General features: G+C 43.8%; 15 protein-coding genes. All 15 read left to right on the forward strand.

The genetic code is table 11. From position 1 onward, the window contains the following. The first annotated feature begins 2 nt into the window (after positions 1-2). Positions 3-1,469 carry a RagB/SusD family nutrient uptake outer membrane protein gene (locus tag HDC92_RS07540; RefSeq protein WP_183873471.1) on the forward strand — a complete coding sequence of 489 codons (1,467 nt, stop codon included), beginning with the start codon at positions 3-5 and terminating at the stop codon, positions 1,467-1,469. A gap of 9 nt (positions 1,470-1,478) precedes the next feature. After that, positions 1,479-3,368 (forward strand): glycoside hydrolase family 97 protein, encoded by a 1,890-nt coding sequence (locus HDC92_RS07545; RefSeq protein WP_183873473.1) that lies wholly within the window; start codon positions 1,479-1,481, stop codon positions 3,366-3,368. A gap of 48 nt (positions 3,369-3,416) precedes the next feature. Continuing rightward, the gene (locus tag HDC92_RS07550) at positions 3,417-5,714 is read left to right on the forward strand and encodes a glycosyl hydrolase family 95 catalytic domain-containing protein (protein ID WP_183873475.1); all 2,298 of its coding nucleotides are present in this window, start codon (positions 3,417-3,419) and stop codon (positions 5,712-5,714) included. A 163-nt stretch (positions 5,715-5,877) separates the two neighbouring features. Then, positions 5,878-6,162 carry a hypothetical protein gene (locus HDC92_RS07555; protein ID WP_183873477.1) on the forward strand — a complete coding sequence of 95 codons (285 nt, stop codon included), beginning with the start codon at positions 5,878-5,880 and terminating at the stop codon, positions 6,160-6,162. After that, positions 6,149-6,637: a putative toxin-antitoxin system toxin component, PIN family gene (locus HDC92_RS07560; RefSeq protein WP_015808517.1), complete on the forward strand. Its 489-nt coding sequence runs from the start codon at positions 6,149-6,151 to the stop codon at positions 6,635-6,637. The genes HDC92_RS07555 and HDC92_RS07560 overlap by 14 nt, the downstream gene beginning before the upstream one ends. Positions 6,638-6,977: 340 nt before the next feature. After that, the gene (locus HDC92_RS07565; RefSeq protein WP_183873479.1) at positions 6,978-8,000 is read left to right on the forward strand and encodes a YhcG family protein; all 1,023 of its coding nucleotides are present in this window, start codon (positions 6,978-6,980) and stop codon (positions 7,998-8,000) included. 251 nt (positions 8,001-8,251) lie between these two features. Continuing rightward, positions 8,252-8,866, forward strand: a complete 615-nt coding sequence (locus tag HDC92_RS07570; RefSeq protein WP_183873481.1) for a Crp/Fnr family transcriptional regulator — start codon at positions 8,252-8,254, stop codon at positions 8,864-8,866. 109 nt (positions 8,867-8,975) lie between these two features. After that, positions 8,976-9,371, forward strand: coding sequence for a hypothetical protein (locus HDC92_RS07575; protein ID WP_183873483.1), 396 nt, complete (start codon positions 8,976-8,978; stop codon positions 9,369-9,371). 106 nt (positions 9,372-9,477) lie between these two features. Further along, the gene (locus HDC92_RS07580; protein ID WP_183873485.1) at positions 9,478-10,119 is read left to right on the forward strand and encodes a DUF6266 family protein; all 642 of its coding nucleotides are present in this window, start codon (positions 9,478-9,480) and stop codon (positions 10,117-10,119) included. 51 nt (positions 10,120-10,170) lie between these two features. Next, positions 10,171-10,812 (forward strand): DUF6266 family protein, encoded by a 642-nt coding sequence (locus HDC92_RS07585; RefSeq protein WP_183873487.1) that lies wholly within the window; start codon positions 10,171-10,173, stop codon positions 10,810-10,812. Positions 10,813-10,905: 93 nt separating this feature from the next. Continuing rightward, the gene (locus tag HDC92_RS07590) at positions 10,906-12,696 is read left to right on the forward strand and encodes an alpha-L-fucosidase (RefSeq protein WP_183873489.1); all 1,791 of its coding nucleotides are present in this window, start codon (positions 10,906-10,908) and stop codon (positions 12,694-12,696) included. Positions 12,697-12,705: 9 nt separating this feature from the next. Beyond that, the gene (locus tag HDC92_RS07595; RefSeq protein WP_183873491.1) at positions 12,706-13,878 is read left to right on the forward strand and encodes a DUF5009 domain-containing protein; all 1,173 of its coding nucleotides are present in this window, start codon (positions 12,706-12,708) and stop codon (positions 13,876-13,878) included. A gap of 221 nt (positions 13,879-14,099) precedes the next feature. Further along, the gene (locus HDC92_RS07600) at positions 14,100-14,978 is read left to right on the forward strand and encodes an AraC family transcriptional regulator (protein WP_015808513.1); all 879 of its coding nucleotides are present in this window, start codon (positions 14,100-14,102) and stop codon (positions 14,976-14,978) included. Between the two features lie 104 nt (positions 14,979-15,082). Beyond that, a complete protein-coding gene (locus HDC92_RS07605) occupies positions 15,083-17,629 on the forward strand; it encodes a glycoside hydrolase family 2 TIM barrel-domain containing protein (RefSeq protein ID WP_221270930.1) in 2,547 nt (848 codons plus the stop codon). After that, positions 17,626-20,103 carry a glycosyl hydrolase family 95 catalytic domain-containing protein gene (locus HDC92_RS07610; RefSeq protein ID WP_183873493.1) on the forward strand — a complete coding sequence of 826 codons (2,478 nt, stop codon included), beginning with the start codon at positions 17,626-17,628 and terminating at the stop codon, positions 20,101-20,103. Before HDC92_RS07605 ends, HDC92_RS07610 begins: the two co-directional genes overlap by 4 nt. The last annotated feature ends 1 nt before the right edge of the window (position 20,104 follow it).

The following is a 20,104-nucleotide window of genomic DNA, read 5'->3' on the forward strand; positions in this document are numbered from 1 at the left end:
CAATGAAAACATTTATAAAAATAGGAATTTTGCTGGTGTCGGCAGTTTTTGTTACATCATGTAAAAAGGCACTTGATAAAGATCCGCTTTCTAATCCAAATGCCGAAAACTACTGGCGTACAGAAGGCGAAGCCAATAAAGCTCTAGTGGCTTGTTATGCTAAATTTAAAGAACCCATCTTTTCAAATGGGAAAGGGCAAAGCGGAAATTTCCTGTATTGGGAAGCCCTTTCCGATAATGCTTCAAATACTTCTAATTACGAAGCTTTTGATATTGTAATGAGGGGCGACCACAATTCTGCCACTACCGGAATCGTTAGCAAAACCTTTACTTTCGGCTTTCAGGGCATTGCTTCCTGCAATTATTTCCTGGCCAATGTAGACCGTGTGCCAAATATGGCCCCGCTTACCAATAAAAAACTGAAGGCAGAAGCTATGTTTTTAAGGGCCTATTATTACAATGAACTGACCCAGCTGTATGGTGCGTTACCTATAATTTTGCAGCCTGCTGAATTGGGCGGTGATTATTTAAATACACCAAGATCGCCAAAGGCAGATGTAGTTACCCAGATCCTCAAGGATCTGGACTATGCCATTGCTAACCTTCCTCAACTGCCTTATACAGATGGACATGCAGTTAAAGGAACAGCCATTGCTTTAAAAACTAGGGTTTTATTAAACAACGAACGTTTTGGCGAAGCTGCTGATGCGGCCTGGAGCCTGATCGGTGATCCAACAAACCCCTTCCAGCTTTCTGCAAATTATGCCGGTATCTTTTTTGGCGATCAGTTCAACAACAAAGAGATCATGTTCTCTGTACAGTTCAGGGCACCAGACGATTACCACTCTCTGGACCAGGTAATTGGTGGCAGGATGTCCATATTTCCAACTGTTGAGATGAGAAATGCTTACGAGCCTAACGATCCGCGCAGAAAGATGACCATTTTTGAAGCCAATGATCCATGGGCTTACAACCCGGCGGGTTTTAAACAAACCGGCAGTACAGCCGAAGGACAGATCCCTTATACCACCATGGCTATCAAAAAATGGGTAAATACAGCCATAAACAATGCATCCGGAGCAACCCTGAGTGATCAGCACATGGTCAAGATCCGTTATGCCGATCTGTTATTGATGTATGCCGAAGCCATGTTCGAAAGTGGTCAGGGTGCCGATATCAGGGCCTTAAAAGCCTTAAACGATGTTCGGGGAAGGCAAGGGGTAAACATGCCGGCTAAACCTGCCCTTACCAGGGAGATCATCAGAAACGAGAGAAGGGTAGAACTTGCTTTTGAGGGATTGCGTTATAACGACCTGATCCGCTGGAAAATTGCCGCCCAGGTGATCCCTCTTGTTCCTTATGATGCCAAAGGAACAAAACGTAAGTTCAAATCTTATCTTTTCCCAATCCCATTGGGGCAAATGGATATCATGAGGAACGTATGGACACAGAACCCCGACTTTTTATAATTAAAAAGAATGGCTAAAATTAACCTGTTGCTTTCGCTGCTGCTATTGGTAGCGGCGAAAGCCTTTTCGCAAACAGCGGGTACGAGTGTCCAAAGCCCCGATCAGAAAATAACATTTGCGCTTTCTGTACAAAACAATAAACTGAACTACTTTATCAGCAGCAATAAAGATAAGGTAATCTCCTCTTCAGCCCTCAGCATGTCGGTTGATGGTACAGTGATTACCGATGGTGTTACCCTAGGCAAAGGCGAAACTTACCGTCAGGATGAAACCTATCCCTGGTATGGGGCACATTCAATTGTCCGGAACCATTACAATGGAGCAAAAATAGCCCTCACAAAAGGCAGTTTAAACTATATTTTAGATGTCCGTGTTTTTAACGATGGTGCAGCCTTCCGCTTCATTGTACCCGGAAAGGAAAATGTTAAACGGATTGCCGATGAAGCTACGGTATTTACCTTACCTGCAGGTACAACAGCCTGGTACCATGATCTTAACATGCATTATGAAGGAGTATATGAAAAGAAAGGCCTGGATACGGTTAAAGTTGGCGAATGGGCAGCACCATCCGTAACATTTCAATTGCCCGGCAGCAAAACATACCTGGCCATTACCGAGGCCGACCTTAAAAACTATGGGGGCATGGCCCTGCAAACAGATGGGAAAAGAGGAATGCTGCTCAGGCTGCCGCAACACCAGCCAACGTCTTATCCCTATAAATTGCGCTACAGTCCCGAAGATACATTAAGGCTGTCCAAACCTGCAGCCATAAGCGGAACCATCAGTACCCCATGGCGGGTGGTAATGATTGCCCGGGACCTGAATGCCCTGGTAAACAATGATATGGTGCATAACCTTTGTCCCCCGCCCGATAAAAACCTGTTTCCTCAGGGCATTAAAACCGAATGGATAAAACCGGGCCCTGCCGTATGGAAATACCTGGACGATGGGGGCGAAAGTACCGTAGCCAATATGAAAGAGTTTTCCAGAATGGCAGCCGAACTGGGCTTTAAGCACAATATCCTGGAAGGTTTCTGGCGCAAATGGAGCGATGACGAGCTCAAAGACCTGGTCAGTTACTCCCGTAAAAAAGGGGTAGAGATCTGGCTTTGGGAACATTCCAAAAACCTTTGGGACGAACGCGCAAGACATGCCTTTTTTAAACGCTGCCACGATCTGGGAATTGGCGGTTTAAAGCTCGATTTCTTTGATCATGAAGCCAAAGATGTGGTAGACCTGTATCAGGACATCCTGAAAGAAACCGCAGAACTGCAATTACTGGTCGACTTTCATGGTGCCAATAAACCCACCGGACAAGAGCGCAGCTGGCCAAATGAACTGACCCGCGAAGCGGTTAAAGGTATGGAAGCCAGTAAGCTGGCCGATAGGGCAGGACACAATGTAACCTTGCCTTTTACCCGTTTTGTTGCAGGCCATGCCGAATATACACCGGTGCATTTCGGTGAACGCCGGAAAAATACCAGCTGGACACACCAGATTGCTACAGCAGCTATCTTTAGTGCGCCATTGCTTACCTATGCCGCCAGTCCGCAACACCTGCTCAGCAACCCTGCGGTAGCCATGATCAAAAGCATCCCATCGGTATGGGATGAAACGATCGTATTGCCCGGTTCGGCCATAGGCGAAGCAGCAGCATACGCACGCAGAAAAGGCAATACCTGGTTTCTGGCTGTCATCAATGGTACAAAAACACTGACACTGGACATATCCCTGTCGTTTTTGGGCGAAGGGACATTCGAAAGCATGGAAGTACGTGATGTGAAAAATGAACCTGCAAGTTTAAAAGTAACAACGGGGGTAAACAGTAAAAAGGACAGGATACTCCTTAACCTGGAAGGGGGTGGTGGCTTTATAGCCAGGTTTACCAAACAACCTTAGCCGCTCCGCTCAAATCTTAAAATAAAAATGACCTAAATAAACGCGCGTATGACCACCAGATCTCTGCTCCAGTTAACGGTAATCCTGCTGCTATGTGGCAGCAGGCCGGGCAATGCCCAGGAAATTTACGCCGGGCGATATAAAGCTGTTTTTACTGCAGCGCCCCAAAAGGTACCCACTGCCAAAACACCCGATGGGCCACTGGCAGGAAACGGAGATATTGGTTTAACCCTGGGGGGTAACCCGGATAATTTATGCTTTTACCTGGGCAAAAACGATTTCTGGCGTGCCTATCCGGTTTATCCTGGCGGGGGCATTGCCCTGCCGGGATGGTTGGAACTGAACATCAGCGCCCTTAAGGGTGCTGATTATTATGCAGAGCAGGTGCAGGACAAAGCTTTCATTAAAGGGGAATTTACCAAAAACGACCTCAAGGTTATTATGGACGCCTGGGTATCGGCTACTGCCAATACCGTTGTGGCCAGCTTTACGGCCACTAAGGCCTGTACGCTAAAAGCATTATTAAAGGCCACAAAAGGCAATACCTCGGTAAATACCTCTGGTACAACGCAGGGGATACACTGGGTAACCCGCTCTTTCCAGAATACGCCCTTGCTGGAATGGCCATGCCATGTGGCCATGGCCTTAAAAGTATTGGGGGCCGAACAGCAAAATGATGGGAGTATAACCTTAAAACCCAATCAAAAGGTAACATTGGTGGTTACGATATACACCAACCAGGATAATCCTGGCTGGAAACAAAAGGCCATTACAACAGCCCTGGCAACTACCCAAAGTACACTGGTACAGCTCAGGGAACAACACGAAGCCTGGTGGAAAGATTTCTGGGGGCGCTCAAATGTCCGCATTGGCGATCTATTTATAGAAAAATATTATTACGCCTCTCAATACCTCTTTGGGGCAACATCCCGCGGCAATAAATTTGCCCCGGGCATCTGGGGGCCCTTTGTTACCCGCGATTCTTCGGCCTGGGGTGGCGATTATCATTTAAACTACAATTACCAGGCGCCCTACTGGGCCGCCTATTCTTCCAATTACATAGACCAGACCGATAATTTTGACCAGCCCCTGCTGGATTATATGGAAAAAGGAAAGGCACATGCCAAAGCCTTGCTGGGTATGAAAGGCATTTATTATCCCGTAGGGATAGGCCCAAAAGGCCTGGTTACCACCCGGTGGCCACTTACACCCGATGAAATGGAAAAACGCTATGCCACCCGCGAAAATACCATCGATGGCGGCTATAAATTCCTTGGGCAAAAAATCAATGCTGTTTTTAGTGTGGGCAATATGCTGATGCGCTTTTACAGTACCTACGATAGGGCCTACGCCCTCAAAATTTATCCTTATGTATTGGAATGTGCCAATTTCTGGGAAGATTACCTGAAATTTGAGAATGGCCGTTATGTGATCTATAATGACCATTATGGCGAGGTGATGCCCAACCTGCGCAACAAAGGGGTTTGGCGCAATATGCTGGGCGATTTTAACTCGACATTGTCCCTTGGCCTTGTAAAAATGCTGTTTAAAGGGGTTGTCGACCTCAGTACTTTTTTAAATGCTGATGCCGGCAGGTTAGAAAAATGGCAGCACATTGTAAAGCACCTTAGTGATTTTACAGTAGGGGAAGTAAACGGAAAACTGAGTTTAAAGAGCGTAGAAAAAAGCCCTTCGCCTTGGCATAGCGGCATCAATGGACTGGCCAGGGTTTCTATCCATGGCCTCATCCTTCCCGGAGGGGTTTGCGGCCCTGAAACCGACTCGGCCTTTAACCAGGTGTTATTAAATGATGTAAGCCGCTGGAAAGAAAGGATGAAAGCTCCGGGCGAATGGGCCAATACCCTGGGCAATGGCATAGAAACCTGTTTTCCTGCCGCAGTAAGGGTGGGTTATGATGCGGATGAAATATTAAAGCAGTTAAAGGACCGGATTACTGTGCAGTCGCTACCCAATCTCTGGATCACTGCCGAAGGCGGTGGTACAGAAACCCTGGCCGCAGTGCCCCTTACCATAAATGAAATGCTGCTGCAAAGCTATGAGCAGGTGATCCGCATTTTTCCGAACTGGAACAAGAATAAAGATGCCAGTTTCGACCAGTTGCGTGCTTATGGTGCGTTTTTAGTGAGCAGTAAGCAGGAAAAAGGAGAAATACTGTTTGTGAAAATGCGGAGTGAAGCCGGTCGTACTTGTACCATCCGCAACCCATGGCCAGGCAAGTCCGTTCAATTGTTCCGTAACGGCCGGAAGGCAGAAATACTTACCGGTAAAACTTTTGCTTTTGGTACCAAGGCAGGGGAGAAACTGGAGTTGCAGAAAGCCGGATAAGGATAAGCCATGATTGAACCAGATTTCTGATTAAATCATCAAAATGATGATTTATCTTACAATATTTTACTATATAGATTTATTAATTAATCCATAGAATAATTTTGTTATCTAAAGTTTTATTATTAAGTTTGATTTAACTTATTATTTAAAACTGAATGTTATGAAACGCATTGTACTTGAAGTGGATAATGTAATCGCCGAAAACTGGAAAATATGTGGCCAGAGTTTACGGGATAAGGTAACCAAAATCGTTTCCAGGGAGCTGAAGTATCCGATTGGCTATGCCCGTCCGGATGAAAATGAGGCATGGGAACGCTATAAAAAAAATCTTGCGACTCTTCCTAAATATCTTGAATCTATAAAAGAATGCCAGAATGAGGCAGTTAAAAATGGCCTAACCCAGGATATATTAGATGAATTACTCAAAGAAGATGTTAGAGGCTAGGTATTTTGTATTTGATACAAATGCATTGATTAGTGCACATCTGATTCCTGGATCTGTGAGTTTTAAAGCATTTGACCTGGCATTAAAAAATGGTACTATTGTAAGTTCTGTTGAAACATGGTATGAATTCTCAACCCGTTTTATTCGTCCAAAGTTTAATAGCTACTTAACAATAGAAAAACGGGAGTTTTATATCCTAATGTTAAAAAACAGAACAGAGTTTGTTGACGTAAAAAAACAAGTTACGATTTGTAAGGATCCAGATGATGATAAATTTCTTGGTCTTGCTGTTGCTGCGGATGTTGCCTGTATCGTCTCCGGTGATAAGGATTTATTAATTTTGAATCCTTATGAGAACATTCCAATATTAACGCCGGTACAGTTTTTAACTTATTTTGCCGAGTTGGATGATTCATTTATTGTTAATGAGCCAAATGTATATTATGGAAATATGAGCAATGCTGCTCAATTTTAGCAAAGTGTAGAAAAGGTATGTGTTCGGTATGCCTTTTGGATTGGCTAAGGCTTGGTAAACATTTCGTAAAGGGTTGGTTAAGGGTTGGCAGACGCTGAACTGAAGCAACCTTTAAGCAGGTGTTTAGCAAATGTTAAGCAAGCCAGAACTCAGCCCGAAGGGAAGGGCCAGGCACATCAGATGAAACTGCCAAGGTTTTTATGTGGATGTATGGGGTTGAAACAGATATAAGTTTTATTAGAAAAATGTATAAATGATGAAAGCAGAAGAAATAAATGTATTGTTTGCCAGATTTGAATGAAAAGTAAGGGTCAGAGAAAACGGTTATAGAATTTATTAGATGAAATTAGCATATTCGAATCAAACTTATTCAGGGCTTATATCTCAAATTTCTGAAACTTATAAATCCGGGCAGAAAAAGGCACTACAGGCAGTAAACTCTACATTGGTAGAGACGTATTGGAAAATTGGGCAGCATATTGTAGCGTTCGAGTTAAAAGGAGCAGATAGGGCTACCTATGGAAACAAGTTAATTGAAACGCTTGCTAAGGATCTTTCTATTAAGCATGGGAAGGGCTTTAGTCGTTCCAATTTAAACTATATGAGACTATTGTATACATACTACCCAATTTACCAGACAGTGTCTGGTAAATTGGGATGGTCGCATTATGTTGAATTATTAAGCATTGGCAACCCTTTAGAACGACAGTTCTACGAAAAGAAAAGTATTCAGGAAAACTGGAGCATACGTGAATTAAAGCGCCAAAAAAGTGCGTCTTTATATCTTCGTCTGGCCACGTCGAAAGATAAGCAAGCAATGTTAAAATCAATAGAACAAGAAAAAAGAGCTTTTCGTCCAGAAGATATCGTCCGGGATTCCTATGTTTTGGATTTCTTAAAAATTCCGGAATCCCATCACTATACAGAAACAGAATTAGAACAGCGTATTATTGATAATCTGCAGCAATTCCTTTTGGAGCTGGGCAAAGGTTTCGCATTTATTGGCCGACAATACCGCATAAGTTTAGGGAACAGACATTATTATGTAGATCTGGTATTTTATCATAGAATCCTTAAATGTTTTGTATTGATTGATTTAAAAAAAGAAGAAGCAGGGTACCAGGATATTGGTCAAATGAATATGTATCTCGGGTATTTCGAAATTGAAGAAAATACTGAGGGAGACAGCCCTCCAATAGGAATTGTACTGGCAAAGGACAAGCATGAGATGTCGATCAAATATGCTACACATAATATTTCTTCACAGTTATTTGTAAGCAAATATCAGTTATATTTACCTGATGAAGAAGAGCTTCGATGTATTGTTGATGCACAATTAAATGATCCTATTATTACTACATAATTATTGCTTGTAGCATTCTTAATCCAGTAATCACAGATAAAATTAAGGGCCAGTTTGAATATGATAGAACCGTGTTTAATAAACTACTGAAGCAAAAATTGGTTAATTAGGAAATATTTTGTAATTTTAGATTAACTAACTTATTGAATAACCGAATATAATTAACGCCTCGTGAATCATTTTTAGTGTTTTTGCACTGATCTGACCAGCATGTTGATTGGTATTCGATGCCCTAAATTAACTGTCTGTTTATGAGCAGAAACACAATCAAAATTATTGATGAAGCTACAGCCTTGTTATGGAAAACCGATGTAATTGATCGGTTAAGGTTGATGGAAATGATCTCTGACCCTATGGAACAAGACCTGATCAGAATGCTAAGGCCAAATTATAAACCCAAAGCCCATATGCTGCTTGATCTGGATATTAACCATACGGATGCCGTTTTTTTAAGGAAAGGAATGGCCAAGCTTTACATTGTATATGCCGACGGAAGCTATCATATACTTCATATATGGATAGAAAATGAAATTATTGTATTGTATGAAATGTTCAGAAAAAGGCTTAAAAATACCAAGTATTATATTCAGCTGATTGAAGATGCTGAACTGGTAAGCATAAGCATTGATTGCATGGAAGAGATTTATAATAAATACCCTGTTGCTGAAAAGCTTACTAACCATGTTTTAATACATAAAGATGCACATAGGTTAAAACAGATGGAGATATTGGGATATAAGGATAAGAGCAAAAGACCTGCTATGTTTGAAAAAATGTTTCCGGAGTTTTGTTTTAGGTTAACCAATGAAGACAGGGCTGCTTTTTTAGGGACCGGCGAATCTACCTTGTTTAGGGGCAAATCATAGCAATAACAAAGATACACCGTCAAATGACAGCTAGAAATACTGTCAGATGACAGTGCCGATTGTCCCATATAAACTTTTAATCGGTTTAGTAGCGTCATAATTTTGGTTAATGAACCAACCAAATGTAATGATGTGCAATTTTTTGTATATAGGAATACATCCGAAGCGTGATAACAGGGCAGGCCTGGTGTTCAGGTCAAATCAGGGATTATACAGGATCACTACAATTGAAAATGCCTTTGATCTGGTGTATGAACTGAACGGATATGGCTATGATTTAAAAAAGGGCAGGGCAGAGCTGCAGTACCTGCTTAAGATTGCCAGCCCCCGGAACCGAAAACGCGTACTGGAAATTGCCCTGAACCATAGTAAGGCCGAATTGAGCATAGATGAAATGGAAAAGGAGTGCTGCCATACAGTTTTTAAATGGAAGGGTACAAGGGAAGAGCTGCTGAATACCTTTACCAATTTTGAGATATTGACATTTATTGCCTATAGGATTTAAATGCAATCGCCTTTAATTAGGCATCTTCATGCTGCAGGCCCGAAATGAATCGGTGAATGCATAAAGGCTGGGGAAAAACAGTTTTTACAAAGTAAATTTATGTTTTATGGGACATTTAACTGGTGGTCCGTACTATGATCTGATTGGTAGGACGGGCAACAACGTTGGCCGCAGAAGGAAAGGCAAAAATGTATTTTCTATGCGGCCAGCAAAGTCTAACAAACCCCCATCAGCACTTCAGCTGGCCCAGCGAAACAGGTTTGGCCTGGTTACCAGCTGGCTTAGCCGTATTGGCGATCTGATTGATGCTGGCTTTCTGGTGCATCCGGAAGAAGAATCGGACATGAATGCTGCAGTATCTTACCACCTTAAAAACGCGGTTACTGGTGTTTCACCAAACTTTACTATGGATTATCCTAAGGTAATGTTTAGCAGGGGTAAGGTTGGCGAGGCTTACAGGGCCGAGGTGAACATTACTGTTGCAGCAAGGCTTGATTACGTTTGGCTGGCTGGTACCCCAACTAAGTACAACAAGCCTACAGACATGGCTACTGTAATGGTTTATTGCCCTGCATTGGACAAGTTTGTAACCTTGCAAAATGCGGCAGCAAGATCGGCCCTGCTTTTTAACCTGCTATTGCCGGGTAATTTTAGCGGGGAAGAGGTTCATGCTTACATTGGTTTTACCAGTGCCGATGGTAAGGTTGCCGGAAGCAGCGTTTATGTAGGCGAGTTTCTGGTGCTTTGATGATTTAAGGGTGCCTGCGGGCACCCTTTTTATATGCTAATAATTAATACCATGGGAATTTTAAATAACAGACAGTTTGAAGGTTATACTGGCAAAATTGGCGGTACAGTGGCCTATAAGTTAATGGGTAAAGAGGTGTTGAGAATAATAGGGAAAACCAATAAACCGCCTACGGTAAACCAGCTGGCCAACAGAATGAAAATGGCGCTGATAATTGAGTTTTTAAAACCAATAACAGAGTTCATTAATATTGGTTTTGGGGTTAATGCGGCAAAGGCCGGTATGTATCCGCACAATTTAGCAGTATCGTTTAATAAAAAGCATGCACTTAAGGGCAATTATCCCAATATAGCCATCAATTACAGTAAAGTGTTGGTTGCAGCAGGCAATTTGCTGCCTGCACAAAATGCTGCTGTTGAGCAAATTACGGAAGGTTTGAATTTTACCTGGAATGCGGCTATTGCAATGGAATGGCCCGAACGGGAAGACTTAACCCTATTGCTGGTTTATTTTCCATCATTAAAAAAGGCAGTTTACATAATGGGTACTGCAAAAAGATATTGGGGTACAGCTGTAATGCCAATTGATCCGGTTTATGCCAATCAGTATATGGAAACCTATATTTCTTTTGTTTCTATTGATAACAAAGCGGCAGCCAATAGTGTATATACAGGAGCCTTAAATGCGCCATAAATGGATATTACGAAATTAAAACCAGGCTAATATGCTTGAGTAAATAGCTAAAACCGCAGAATTTATCAAAAGATAAAGCCCTTATCTTCAACCATGCGAACGACTAATTATTTTCTTACAATTGTACTTTTTTTTGCCTGCACCCTTTCCATTCATGCCCAAACCATGGATGAAATGTGGGACAGCAGTGTATCCGGTAAAGCAAACCCCAATTTAAAATGGTTTAAGGAAGCAAAGTTTGGCATGTTTATCCACTGGGGGCTGTATGCAAAATTTGCCGGTGAGTGGAAAGGCAAACGCTATTATGGCAGTGGGGAGTGGATCATGAGCCAGGCCAGAATACCGGTTGCTGAGTACAAAGAAGTAGCCAAAACTTTTAATCCCATTAAGTTTAATGCGGATGAATGGGCGCAGCTGGCTAAAGATGCAGGGATCAAATACATGGTAATTACTGCCAAACACCATGAAGGTTTCTCTATGTTTGATACTAAGGTGAGCGATTTTGACATTGTGGATGCAACACCATATAAAAAAGACCCGATGAAAGCCTTAGCCGAAGCTACCAGGAAAAGGGGCATTCAGTTTGGGTTTTACTATTCACAGTTCCAGGATTGGTATGAGCCAAATGGTGGAAAAAACAGCTGGGATTTTGACGAGACGAAAAAAGATTACCAGAAATATTACAGGGAAAAAGCCATACCCCAGTTAAAAGAGCTGCTTGGCAATTATGGCCCTTTGGGAATTGTATGGTTTGATACCCCCGGGGGGATGACCAAAGAACAGACCCTGAACTTTGTAAATGACTTAAGGGTATTGCAGCCAAAAAGCCTGTTTAGCAGTCGCGTTGGCCATGGTCTGGGCGATTACAGGGATTTTGGCGATTCGGAAGTGCCAGACACGCCGATAAAAGGGGCCTGGGAATCTATTTATACACACAACGATTCATGGGGCTATATCAAACATGATATGAATTTTAAAACCCCTGCAGAAATTATCAGGCTGCTGGCCAATGTAGCTTCAAAAGGTGGTAACCTGATGCTGAACGTAGGGCCCGACGGGGAAGGCAATATTCCCGAATATTCGGTAAAGTTTTTAAAGGAAACGGGTAAATGGCTGGATAAAAACGGAGAAAGTATTTACGGCAGTACCTATGGCCTGATCCCGGCACAGCCCTGGGGGGTAAGTACCTCTAAACCAGGTAAGCAGTACTTACATGTCATGCACAGGCCTTTGGATGGGAAACTGTTGATACCAGATTTTAAAGGTAAAGTTGCAAAAGTGTATAACCTTGTTAGCCAGCAACAACTGAACTGGAAAAATACAGGTAAAGATATATGGATAGATTTGCCTGTTTTTGAGGCAGATGCTGCAAATACGGTGGTTGTGGTAGAATATTCGGGTAAAATTGACGATTATGACCTGAAGGTGCCCGTTACGGTTTCCAGTCAGTACCCCGAAAATATAGTGGGGGCCACTTATGCCAGACTGAAGGGGAATGCGAAGATCCAGAGTTTAACCTATAGCCATTATTATGGCGACTGGAAGCATACTGTTTGCGTAACAGATATCAAAAGCAACAATGACGAAGCTGACTTTTCCATTCGTGTTACCGAACCCGGGGTTTATAAAATAGCACTGGAATATTCCTGTGCGCCCGAAAGTGCCAAACAGGAGGGTAGCATGAAGGTAAATGGCCAGGAGTTTCTGTTCCGTACATTGAGGACCTCAGATTTTGATAAAAAGGCACCTTTGCCTTTTATTAAACATGTGATAGCCACCACTACTTTCAGTAAAGCTGCTGATTACCAGATCAGCATCCGGCCTTTGCAAAATGGAATTGAGTTATTTAAGTTAAAATCAGTTATATTGGAACCAGTAAAATAAAAATAGCCTATGGAGCTTAAACCCGGCATCAGATTCCAGGCGGTTGATGTGTTAAGGGCACTGACCATGTTCCTGATGATTTTTGTAAATGATGTGGGGAGTGTGAAATACCTGCCACATTGGGTAGATCATGTGGAAGCAGATGTAGATGGGATGGGTTTTGCAGATACGATATTTCCGGCATTTTTATTTATTGTAGGGCTTTCACTTCCATTTGCGCTGCAAAGCAGGATGAACAAGGGGAAGTCTTTTTTGTCCATTTCCCTTTATATTGTTTTAAGATCGGTCGCACTTATTGTAATGGGCTTTTTTCACGTCAATTCTGGTGCGTACAGCGAGGCGGCATTGCTGCCCCGTCCGGTTTGGACAATCCTGACCACCTTCAGTTTTTTCCTGATCTGGATGGATTATCCCAAGCAATGGCCCCTGCGTAAAAAGAACTTGCTGGTGGCGCTGGGAATTGTATTGCTGGTACTGCTGGCCTGTTTGTATAAAGGAGGGAAGCCCGGCAACCTGCACTGGATGCGGCCTTCCTGGTGGGGCATATTGGGCATTATTGGCTGGGCCTACCTGGTTTGCGCCTTTGTTTATTTGCTAAGCAAGGGAAAGGCATTTTGGCTGGGTACTGCACTGGTCCTGTTTTTTGGCATTAACCTGCTTTCACATGCCGGTTTAATGCCTTTTGAAATATGGATTGTTGGCGATGCTTCCAACGAGGCACTCATTATGTTTGGCGTGCTGGCTTCGCTGCTGTATGTGAACTGGAGAAATGCACTGAGTGGTCGTTTGCTCGCTGTATTTTCAGCTGCGGGGGTTTTACTGATTATTTTAGGCCTGTTGGTAAGGCCTTTTACAGAGGGAATCTCTAAAATCAATGCTACACCTGCTTGGGTGGCCATATGTGCCGGCATCAGTTTACTGGCCTTTGCGCTAATGATCTTTGTGGTTGAACTGAAAGGTAAAAAGGGATGGTTCAGCAGCATAGACGCTGCCGGTACAAGTACGCTGACCTGCTATCTGATCCCTTATTTTTTATATGCCTTTTTTGAGCTCGCTGGTTTCTGGTATCCGGACCTGATCAATACCGGGATCATCGGAGTTTTGCGTTCCTTTATCATCTCATTCCTGATCATCCTGCTGGTAAGGCAGATGGAAAAAAGGGGCATCAGGTTAAAGATTTAAATATGGGCCTGTTTAAGCGTATTATTTAAGAATTTCCCCCTATTCCTTTAAGATTTTAACCCCTGTTCCATTTAATTCCGGTATAAATTAGCCTTACCAAATATAATGTTAACGGGCATGCCGCATGTCTTTAACCTGTAAGCTAAAGGAGTTCCGGGCAAAATCTGTCTCATTGTATTTGGTCAGCTAAAAAACCAATTTAACTAAACCAAATATTGATTATGAAAGCACAACTACTTAAAGTATCTATGGAGCCTGCACAATCCTTTAGTGTAAGGCAAGATCTGGAGCCTTCTGTTAATAATAAATGGCACTATCACCAGGAAATTGAATTGATCTATTTTAATAAAGGCGACGGTACACAATTTATCGGCGACAGCATTAAACGTTTTAAATCTGGTGACATTGTTTTACTGGGGGCCAACCTGCCACATTACTGGAGGTTTGATGATGCCTATTTTACAACCGATACCAAACCGGCGGCAGCCGATATAAGGGTAGCCCATTTTAGTGAGAACCTGTTTGGCGAATGCTTTTTAAACCTTCCTGAAAATAAGCTGCTCAAAGATATTTTAGAAAAAGCCAAAAGAGGCGTAAAGGTAACGGGTAAAAACAAGGCTGTTGTGGCAGAATTAATTACCCGGATGTTGAAAGCCGAGGGCACAGAAAGGATCATTATTTTGATGCAGGCGCTGGTAGAAATTGCCAGATCGAGCCAGCTTGAAGTGCTTTCTTCTGTAGGTTTTCATTACGACCTGGAAATGATTGAGAAAGACAGGATAAACGACATTTACGACTATACTTACGCCAATTTCAAAAATAAGATCTACCTGGAAGAGATTGCTGAAGTTGCCAGGATCAGTCCCAATTCTTTTTGCCGTTATTTTAAATCACGGACACGTAAAACCTATTCGCAGTTCTTAATAGAGGTTAAAGTAGGGCAGGCCTGTAAGTTGCTGATAGAGCATAGCCTAAACCTGAAACAGGTGTGTTACAACAGTGGTTTTAACAATTTTGCCAGTTTCCATAAGTGCTTTAAAAAGATCACCGGCAAGAGCCCGTTATGCTACCAGAAAGAGTTCGTTAGCGCCTGCGCCTAATCAAATAATTGTCTTTTTTAGCAGCTGACAGCAGTTGGCCCGGGATTGTTATGCCAAAATAGTTGATGAATAAGCTAAAAGGGTGAAACAATAATAGGAGGCTAATGACCAATTTAGCATCTGTCAAAACGCTGCGCAAACCAAATATATTTTTATTTACATTAACAGAGAAAGTGAAGAGAGTTAAGCTGGTATTTTTTTTAGGACTGCTGATATGCAGTCAGTACGTTTTTGCGCAGAACAGGCAAAGATTGATCAACAACTGGGAATATTTAAAAGGAGACCTGGGCGGGATATGGGAAGCGGTAAGACCGGTTAAGGAAGGTAATCCTGAAAGTGTTCCGCTATGGCAGAAGGTAAGTTTGCCCCATTGCTTTAATGCATTGGATGCGGTAGATCCGGATGTAAACTATTACCAGGGCCCGGGCTGGTACCGTACGCAGCTGGAGCTGAAAAACCCCTATACAGATGGCAGGACATTGCTGCATTTTGAGGGAGCGGGACAAAAGACGCAGGTTTATATTTACGATAAAAAGGTTGCAGAGCATGTTGGGGGCTATGACGAATGGACGGCCGACATTACGGATGCTGTAAAGGAATTTAAAAAAACAGCCGTTTTTCAAACACAGTTTAAAGGCAAGGTGCCCTTGTCCATCAGGTGCGATAATTCGCGTGACCTGGAGATGATCCCTTCGGACCTGTCTGACTTTAATGTATATGGTGGTTTATACCGGTACCTGAACCTGGTTTATGTACCGAAGGTTTCTGTAGATAAGATCTTTGCAGCTGCAAGTGTGGATGCAAAAGGGGTTTTGGGAAAGCTGAGCATATCCGGCAGGCTGCTCAATCCTGATGGTGTGGATACAGTTTCCGTAAAAATAGAAGTTAAAGATCCGGAGGGAAAGGTTGTAGCCAGCTGGCAAAACCAGATCAAGGCTTTTCACGGCGATAAAGCCCTGTGGGAAACCAGCCTGAAAAACCCGAAACTATGGTCGCCCGAATCGCCGCAACTATACACGGTTGAAACCAGCATTACCGCTAAAGGGGATACCGATATACAGCGGGAAAAGATTGGTTTCAGGAATTTTGAGTTTGTGAAAAAGGGGCCATTTATGCTGAACGGCAAACGCCTGTTGTTAAGGGGGACACACCGGCATGAAGACCATGCGGGCGTAGCGGCGGCCATGACAGAAGAGATGATCACCGAAGAGATGCGGATGATGAAGGATATGGGCGTGAATTTTATCCGCCTGGGCCATTATCAGCAGTCGAGGATTGTACTGGATTTATGCGACAGTCTGGGTATTTTGGTATGGGAAGAGATTCCATGGTGCCGTGGCGGACTTGGTGGCGATACTTATAAAGACCAGGCGCGCAGGATGCTGACCAATATGATAGAGCAGCATTATAACCATGCGGCAGTGATGATATGGGGATTGGGGAACGAGAACGACTGGCCGGGTGATTTTAATGAGTTTGATGAGCAGAAAATCAGGACATTTATGAAAGAACTGAACGATCTGGCGCATAAACTGGATCCTTCACGTAAAACGGCCATCAGAAGGTGTGATTTCTGTAAAGACATAGTAGATGTATACTCGCCCTCTATCTGGGCAGGCTGGTACCGTGGTATTTACACGGAATATAAGGAAGCCTCTAAAAAGGAATTTGACAGGGTAGACCACTTTTTGCATGTGGAATGGGGTGGCGACAGCCATGCCGGCAGGCATTCGGAAAGTCCGGATAAGGCCCTGAGTTTAGTGCAGACAGGAGTAGGGGCAGATGAACGGGCCGGTGATGCTTCTTTGTTTGGAGGGAGTGCCAGGGTTTCAAAGGATGGCGACTGGAGCGAAAGTTATATCGTTAACCTGATTGACTGGCATTTAAAAGAGCAGGAAAACATGCCCTGGTTAACGGGGGCGGCTTACTGGCCATTTAAAGATTTTTCTACACCGGTGCGCCCGGACAACCCGGTTCCTTATATGAACCAGAAAGGGGTTATTGAGCGCGACTTCAGTAAAAAAGAAGCTTATTATGTATTCCAGTCGTATTGGACCAAAGCACCAATGGTACATATTTACGGTCATTCCTGGCCGGTAAGGTGGGGGGATGCCGGAGAGCAGAAAATGGTTAAAGTATATTCTAACTGTGCCGAGGCCGAGCTTTTTATGAACGGCAAAAGCATGGGCAAAAAGAAAAGGAACAGTCAGAACTATCCTGCGGCCGGTTTAAAATGGATGGTGAAGTACAAGGAGGGTAAAAACGAGATTAAAGTAGTGGCCACTACAAAAGAGGGCAAGACCATTACGGACGAACTGGTACAGGAATATCAGACCGCGAAATGGGATAAGCCGGCAAAGCTGGTGCTGGAAAAGGTTTCTGAGCACGTTTCTGAAAAGGATAACATTGCTGTGATACAGGTTAAACTGCTGGACAAAAACAATATATTGTGTTTAGATGCCCGTGATTATGTAACTTTTGGTTTAACCGGAGATGGTAAACTGATTGACGATCAGGGTACTGCTGATGGCTCACGTAAAGTTCAGTTGTACAATGGCCGGGCTGTGATCAGCGTAAACCTGAATAAAGGCAAAAGTGTAGCAAGCGTTAAGGCAGATGGCATACCTTCTGCATTTGTAGAACTTAAATGATGATGATCAAAAAACACCTGGTATTTGTATTGCTGGCAGTTGCTTCCCTTGCTTTTGGGCAGGCAAAAAAAACAGATGGGACACTGAAACTCTGGTACGATCGTCCGGCTGCCAACTGGAATGAAGCTTTACCGATAGGTAATGGCCGGCTTGGTGCCATGGTTTTTGGCAATCCGGCTAAAGAACAACTGCAGCTGAACGAAGAAACGGTATGGTCTGGCGGCCCCAACAGCAATGTGACTGCTGCATCGGGTGCGGCAATCCCGGCGCTCAGGAAATTGATCTTTGAAGGGAAGTTTGAAGAGGCACAGGCCCTGGCTGATGTGGAGATGTTCCCTAAAAAGAACAGTGGCATGATTTATCAGCCGGTTGGCAACCTTTTCCTGGAGTTTGAGGGTACAGAAAAAGCCCGTAACTATTACCGGGACCTGAACATAGAAAAAGCGCTAGCTACGGTAACTTATGAGGCCGGTGGTGTACGCTATAAGCGGGAAATCTTCTCGTCATTTACAGATCAGGTACTTATAGTGCGTTTAACAGCAGATAAACCGGGTAAAATAACTTTCCGTGCCCTGATGGATACAGAGCAGAAGGGTGGTTTGCGAATGGAAAAGGATAGGTTGCTGCTCTCGGGTTTAACTGCCGACCATGAAGGCGAGCAGGGGAAGATCAGGTTTGCATCGCAGGTAAAAGTTGTGGCCGAAGGTGGAAAAGCATCGCTGCAGAACAATGCCTGGATAGTGAAGGCAGCCAATTCGGCGACAGTATATGTTTCTATTGCCACTAATTTTAAAAACTACCATGATGTGAGTGCTGATGCAGGTTTAAAAGCGGCCTCGTTTTTAGACCGGGCTGTAAAGAAGAACTATGCTGAGGCACTGGCCGCACACATTAAGTTTTACCAGCAGTACTTTAACCGTGTAAAGTTTGATATTGGCATAACCGATGCGGTAAATAAACCAACCGACGAGCGGATTGCGGCATTTGCACGCAGCAATGACCCGCATCTGACTGCATTGTATTTTCAGTTTGGCAGGTACCTGCTGATCTCGAGCTCACAGCCTGGAAATCAGCCCCCTACCTTACAGGGCATCTGGAATGATAAGATGCTGGCCCCATGGGACAGTAAATACACGATAAACATCAATACCGAGATGAATTACTGGCCGGCAGAGGTTACCAATTTGTCGGAACTGCACGACCCCTTGTTTAAGATGCTGAAAGACCTGTCGGTTACCGGGCGGGAAACTGCTAAGCTGATGTATGGGGCAAAAGGCTGGGTAACGCACCACAATACCGATTTATGGCGCATTACAGGGCCGGTTGACCGGCCTTATGCAGGTTTATGGCCGATGGGCGGTAATTGGCTGAGCCAGCATTTGTGGGACCATTATATGTTTACGGGCGATAAACAGTTTTTAAAAGAATATTACCCGGTACTGAAGGGGGCAAGCGAGTTTTACCTGGATGTGTTACAGGAAGAACCTACCCATAAATGGCTGGTGGTAAGTCCTTCCAATTCGCCCGAAAATACCTATGTTCCGGGCAAACGTGTTTCTATTGCTGCAGGAACAACGATGGACAACCAGCTGTTGTTTGATCTGTTTACCAGGACCGGTAAAGCTGCAGAGCTGCTGGGCATGGATGCAGAATTTCGGGGCTTGCTGAAGACAGCATTGGGCCGTTTGGCACCCATGCAGATCGGTAAACACAGTCAGCTGCAGGAATGGATGCACGATTCTGACCGGACAGACGATAAACATCGCCATGTATCCCATTTATATGGTTTATACCCGAGTAACCAGATTTCCCCGACAAGGACACCGGAACTTTTTGATGCGGCAAGAACATCCCTGATGTATAGAGGCGACCCGGCAACGGGCTGGTCTATGGGCTGGAAAGTGAATTTCTGGGCCCGTTTTCTGGATGGGAACCATGCCTATAAACTGATTACCGATCAGCTGAAACTGGTTGGGGGGCGTGTTGACAGTGTAAATACAAAAGGTGGTGGTACCTATCCGAATATGTTTGATGCCCATCCGCCATTTCAGATAGATGGTAACTTTGGCTGTACAGCGGGGATTGCTGAAATGCTGCTGCAATCGCATGATGGCGCTATACATATTTTGCCTGCACTACCAGATCAATGGCCTTCTGGAGAAGTTAAAGGGCTGGTGGCCCGGGGTGGTTATGTGGTAGACATTGCCTGGAAGGACAAGGTAATTACCCATTTAAAAGTGCTTTCGAGGCTTGGCGGCAATTGCAGGTTACGGATCAATACCGATATGAAAGCGGATACGACCGGCCTTTCAGTTGCAAAAGGAGAAAATCCAAATCCTTTTTATGAAGTACCTGAGGTTAAAAGTCCTTTAATTTCGCCATTGGCAAAGCTAAACCTTGCTGGGGTTAAGGCTTCAACAGATTATGACCTTAAAACTGAGGCCGGTAAAGCCTATATTTTTAAATTGAACTGAT

The sequence above is a fragment of the Pedobacter sp. AK017 genome (assembly GCF_014200825.1).
In the GTDB taxonomy this organism is placed as follows: domain Bacteria; phylum Bacteroidota; class Bacteroidia; order Sphingobacteriales; family Sphingobacteriaceae; genus Pedobacter; species Pedobacter heparinus.

Coding starts and splice junctions, on each gene's coding strand:
- HDC92_RS07540 (WP_183873471.1), top strand. CDS start 3: ATGAAAACATTTATAAAAATAGGAATTTTGCTGGTGTCGGCAGTTTTT.
- HDC92_RS07545 (WP_183873473.1), top strand. CDS start 1,479: ATGGCTAAAATTAACCTGTTGCTTTCGCTGCTGCTATTGGTAGCGGCG.
- HDC92_RS07550 (WP_183873475.1), top strand. CDS start 3,417: ATGACCACCAGATCTCTGCTCCAGTTAACGGTAATCCTGCTGCTATGT.
- HDC92_RS07555 (WP_183873477.1), top strand. CDS start 5,878: ATGAAACGCATTGTACTTGAAGTGGATAATGTAATCGCCGAAAACTGG.
- HDC92_RS07560 (WP_015808517.1), top strand. CDS start 6,149: ATGTTAGAGGCTAGGTATTTTGTATTTGATACAAATGCATTGATTAGT.
- HDC92_RS07565 (WP_183873479.1), top strand. CDS start 6,978: ATGAAATTAGCATATTCGAATCAAACTTATTCAGGGCTTATATCTCAA.
- HDC92_RS07570 (WP_183873481.1), top strand. CDS start 8,252: ATGAGCAGAAACACAATCAAAATTATTGATGAAGCTACAGCCTTGTTA.
- HDC92_RS07575 (WP_183873483.1), top strand. CDS start 8,976: ATGAACCAACCAAATGTAATGATGTGCAATTTTTTGTATATAGGAATA.
- HDC92_RS07580 (WP_183873485.1), top strand. CDS start 9,478: ATGGGACATTTAACTGGTGGTCCGTACTATGATCTGATTGGTAGGACG.
- HDC92_RS07585 (WP_183873487.1), top strand. CDS start 10,171: ATGGGAATTTTAAATAACAGACAGTTTGAAGGTTATACTGGCAAAATT.
- HDC92_RS07590 (WP_183873489.1), top strand. CDS start 10,906: ATGCGAACGACTAATTATTTTCTTACAATTGTACTTTTTTTTGCCTGC.
- HDC92_RS07595 (WP_183873491.1), top strand. CDS start 12,706: ATGGAGCTTAAACCCGGCATCAGATTCCAGGCGGTTGATGTGTTAAGG.
- HDC92_RS07600 (WP_015808513.1), top strand. CDS start 14,100: ATGAAAGCACAACTACTTAAAGTATCTATGGAGCCTGCACAATCCTTT.
- HDC92_RS07605 (WP_221270930.1), top strand. CDS start 15,083: ATGACCAATTTAGCATCTGTCAAAACGCTGCGCAAACCAAATATATTT.
- HDC92_RS07610 (WP_183873493.1), top strand. CDS start 17,626: ATGATGATGATCAAAAAACACCTGGTATTTGTATTGCTGGCAGTTGCT.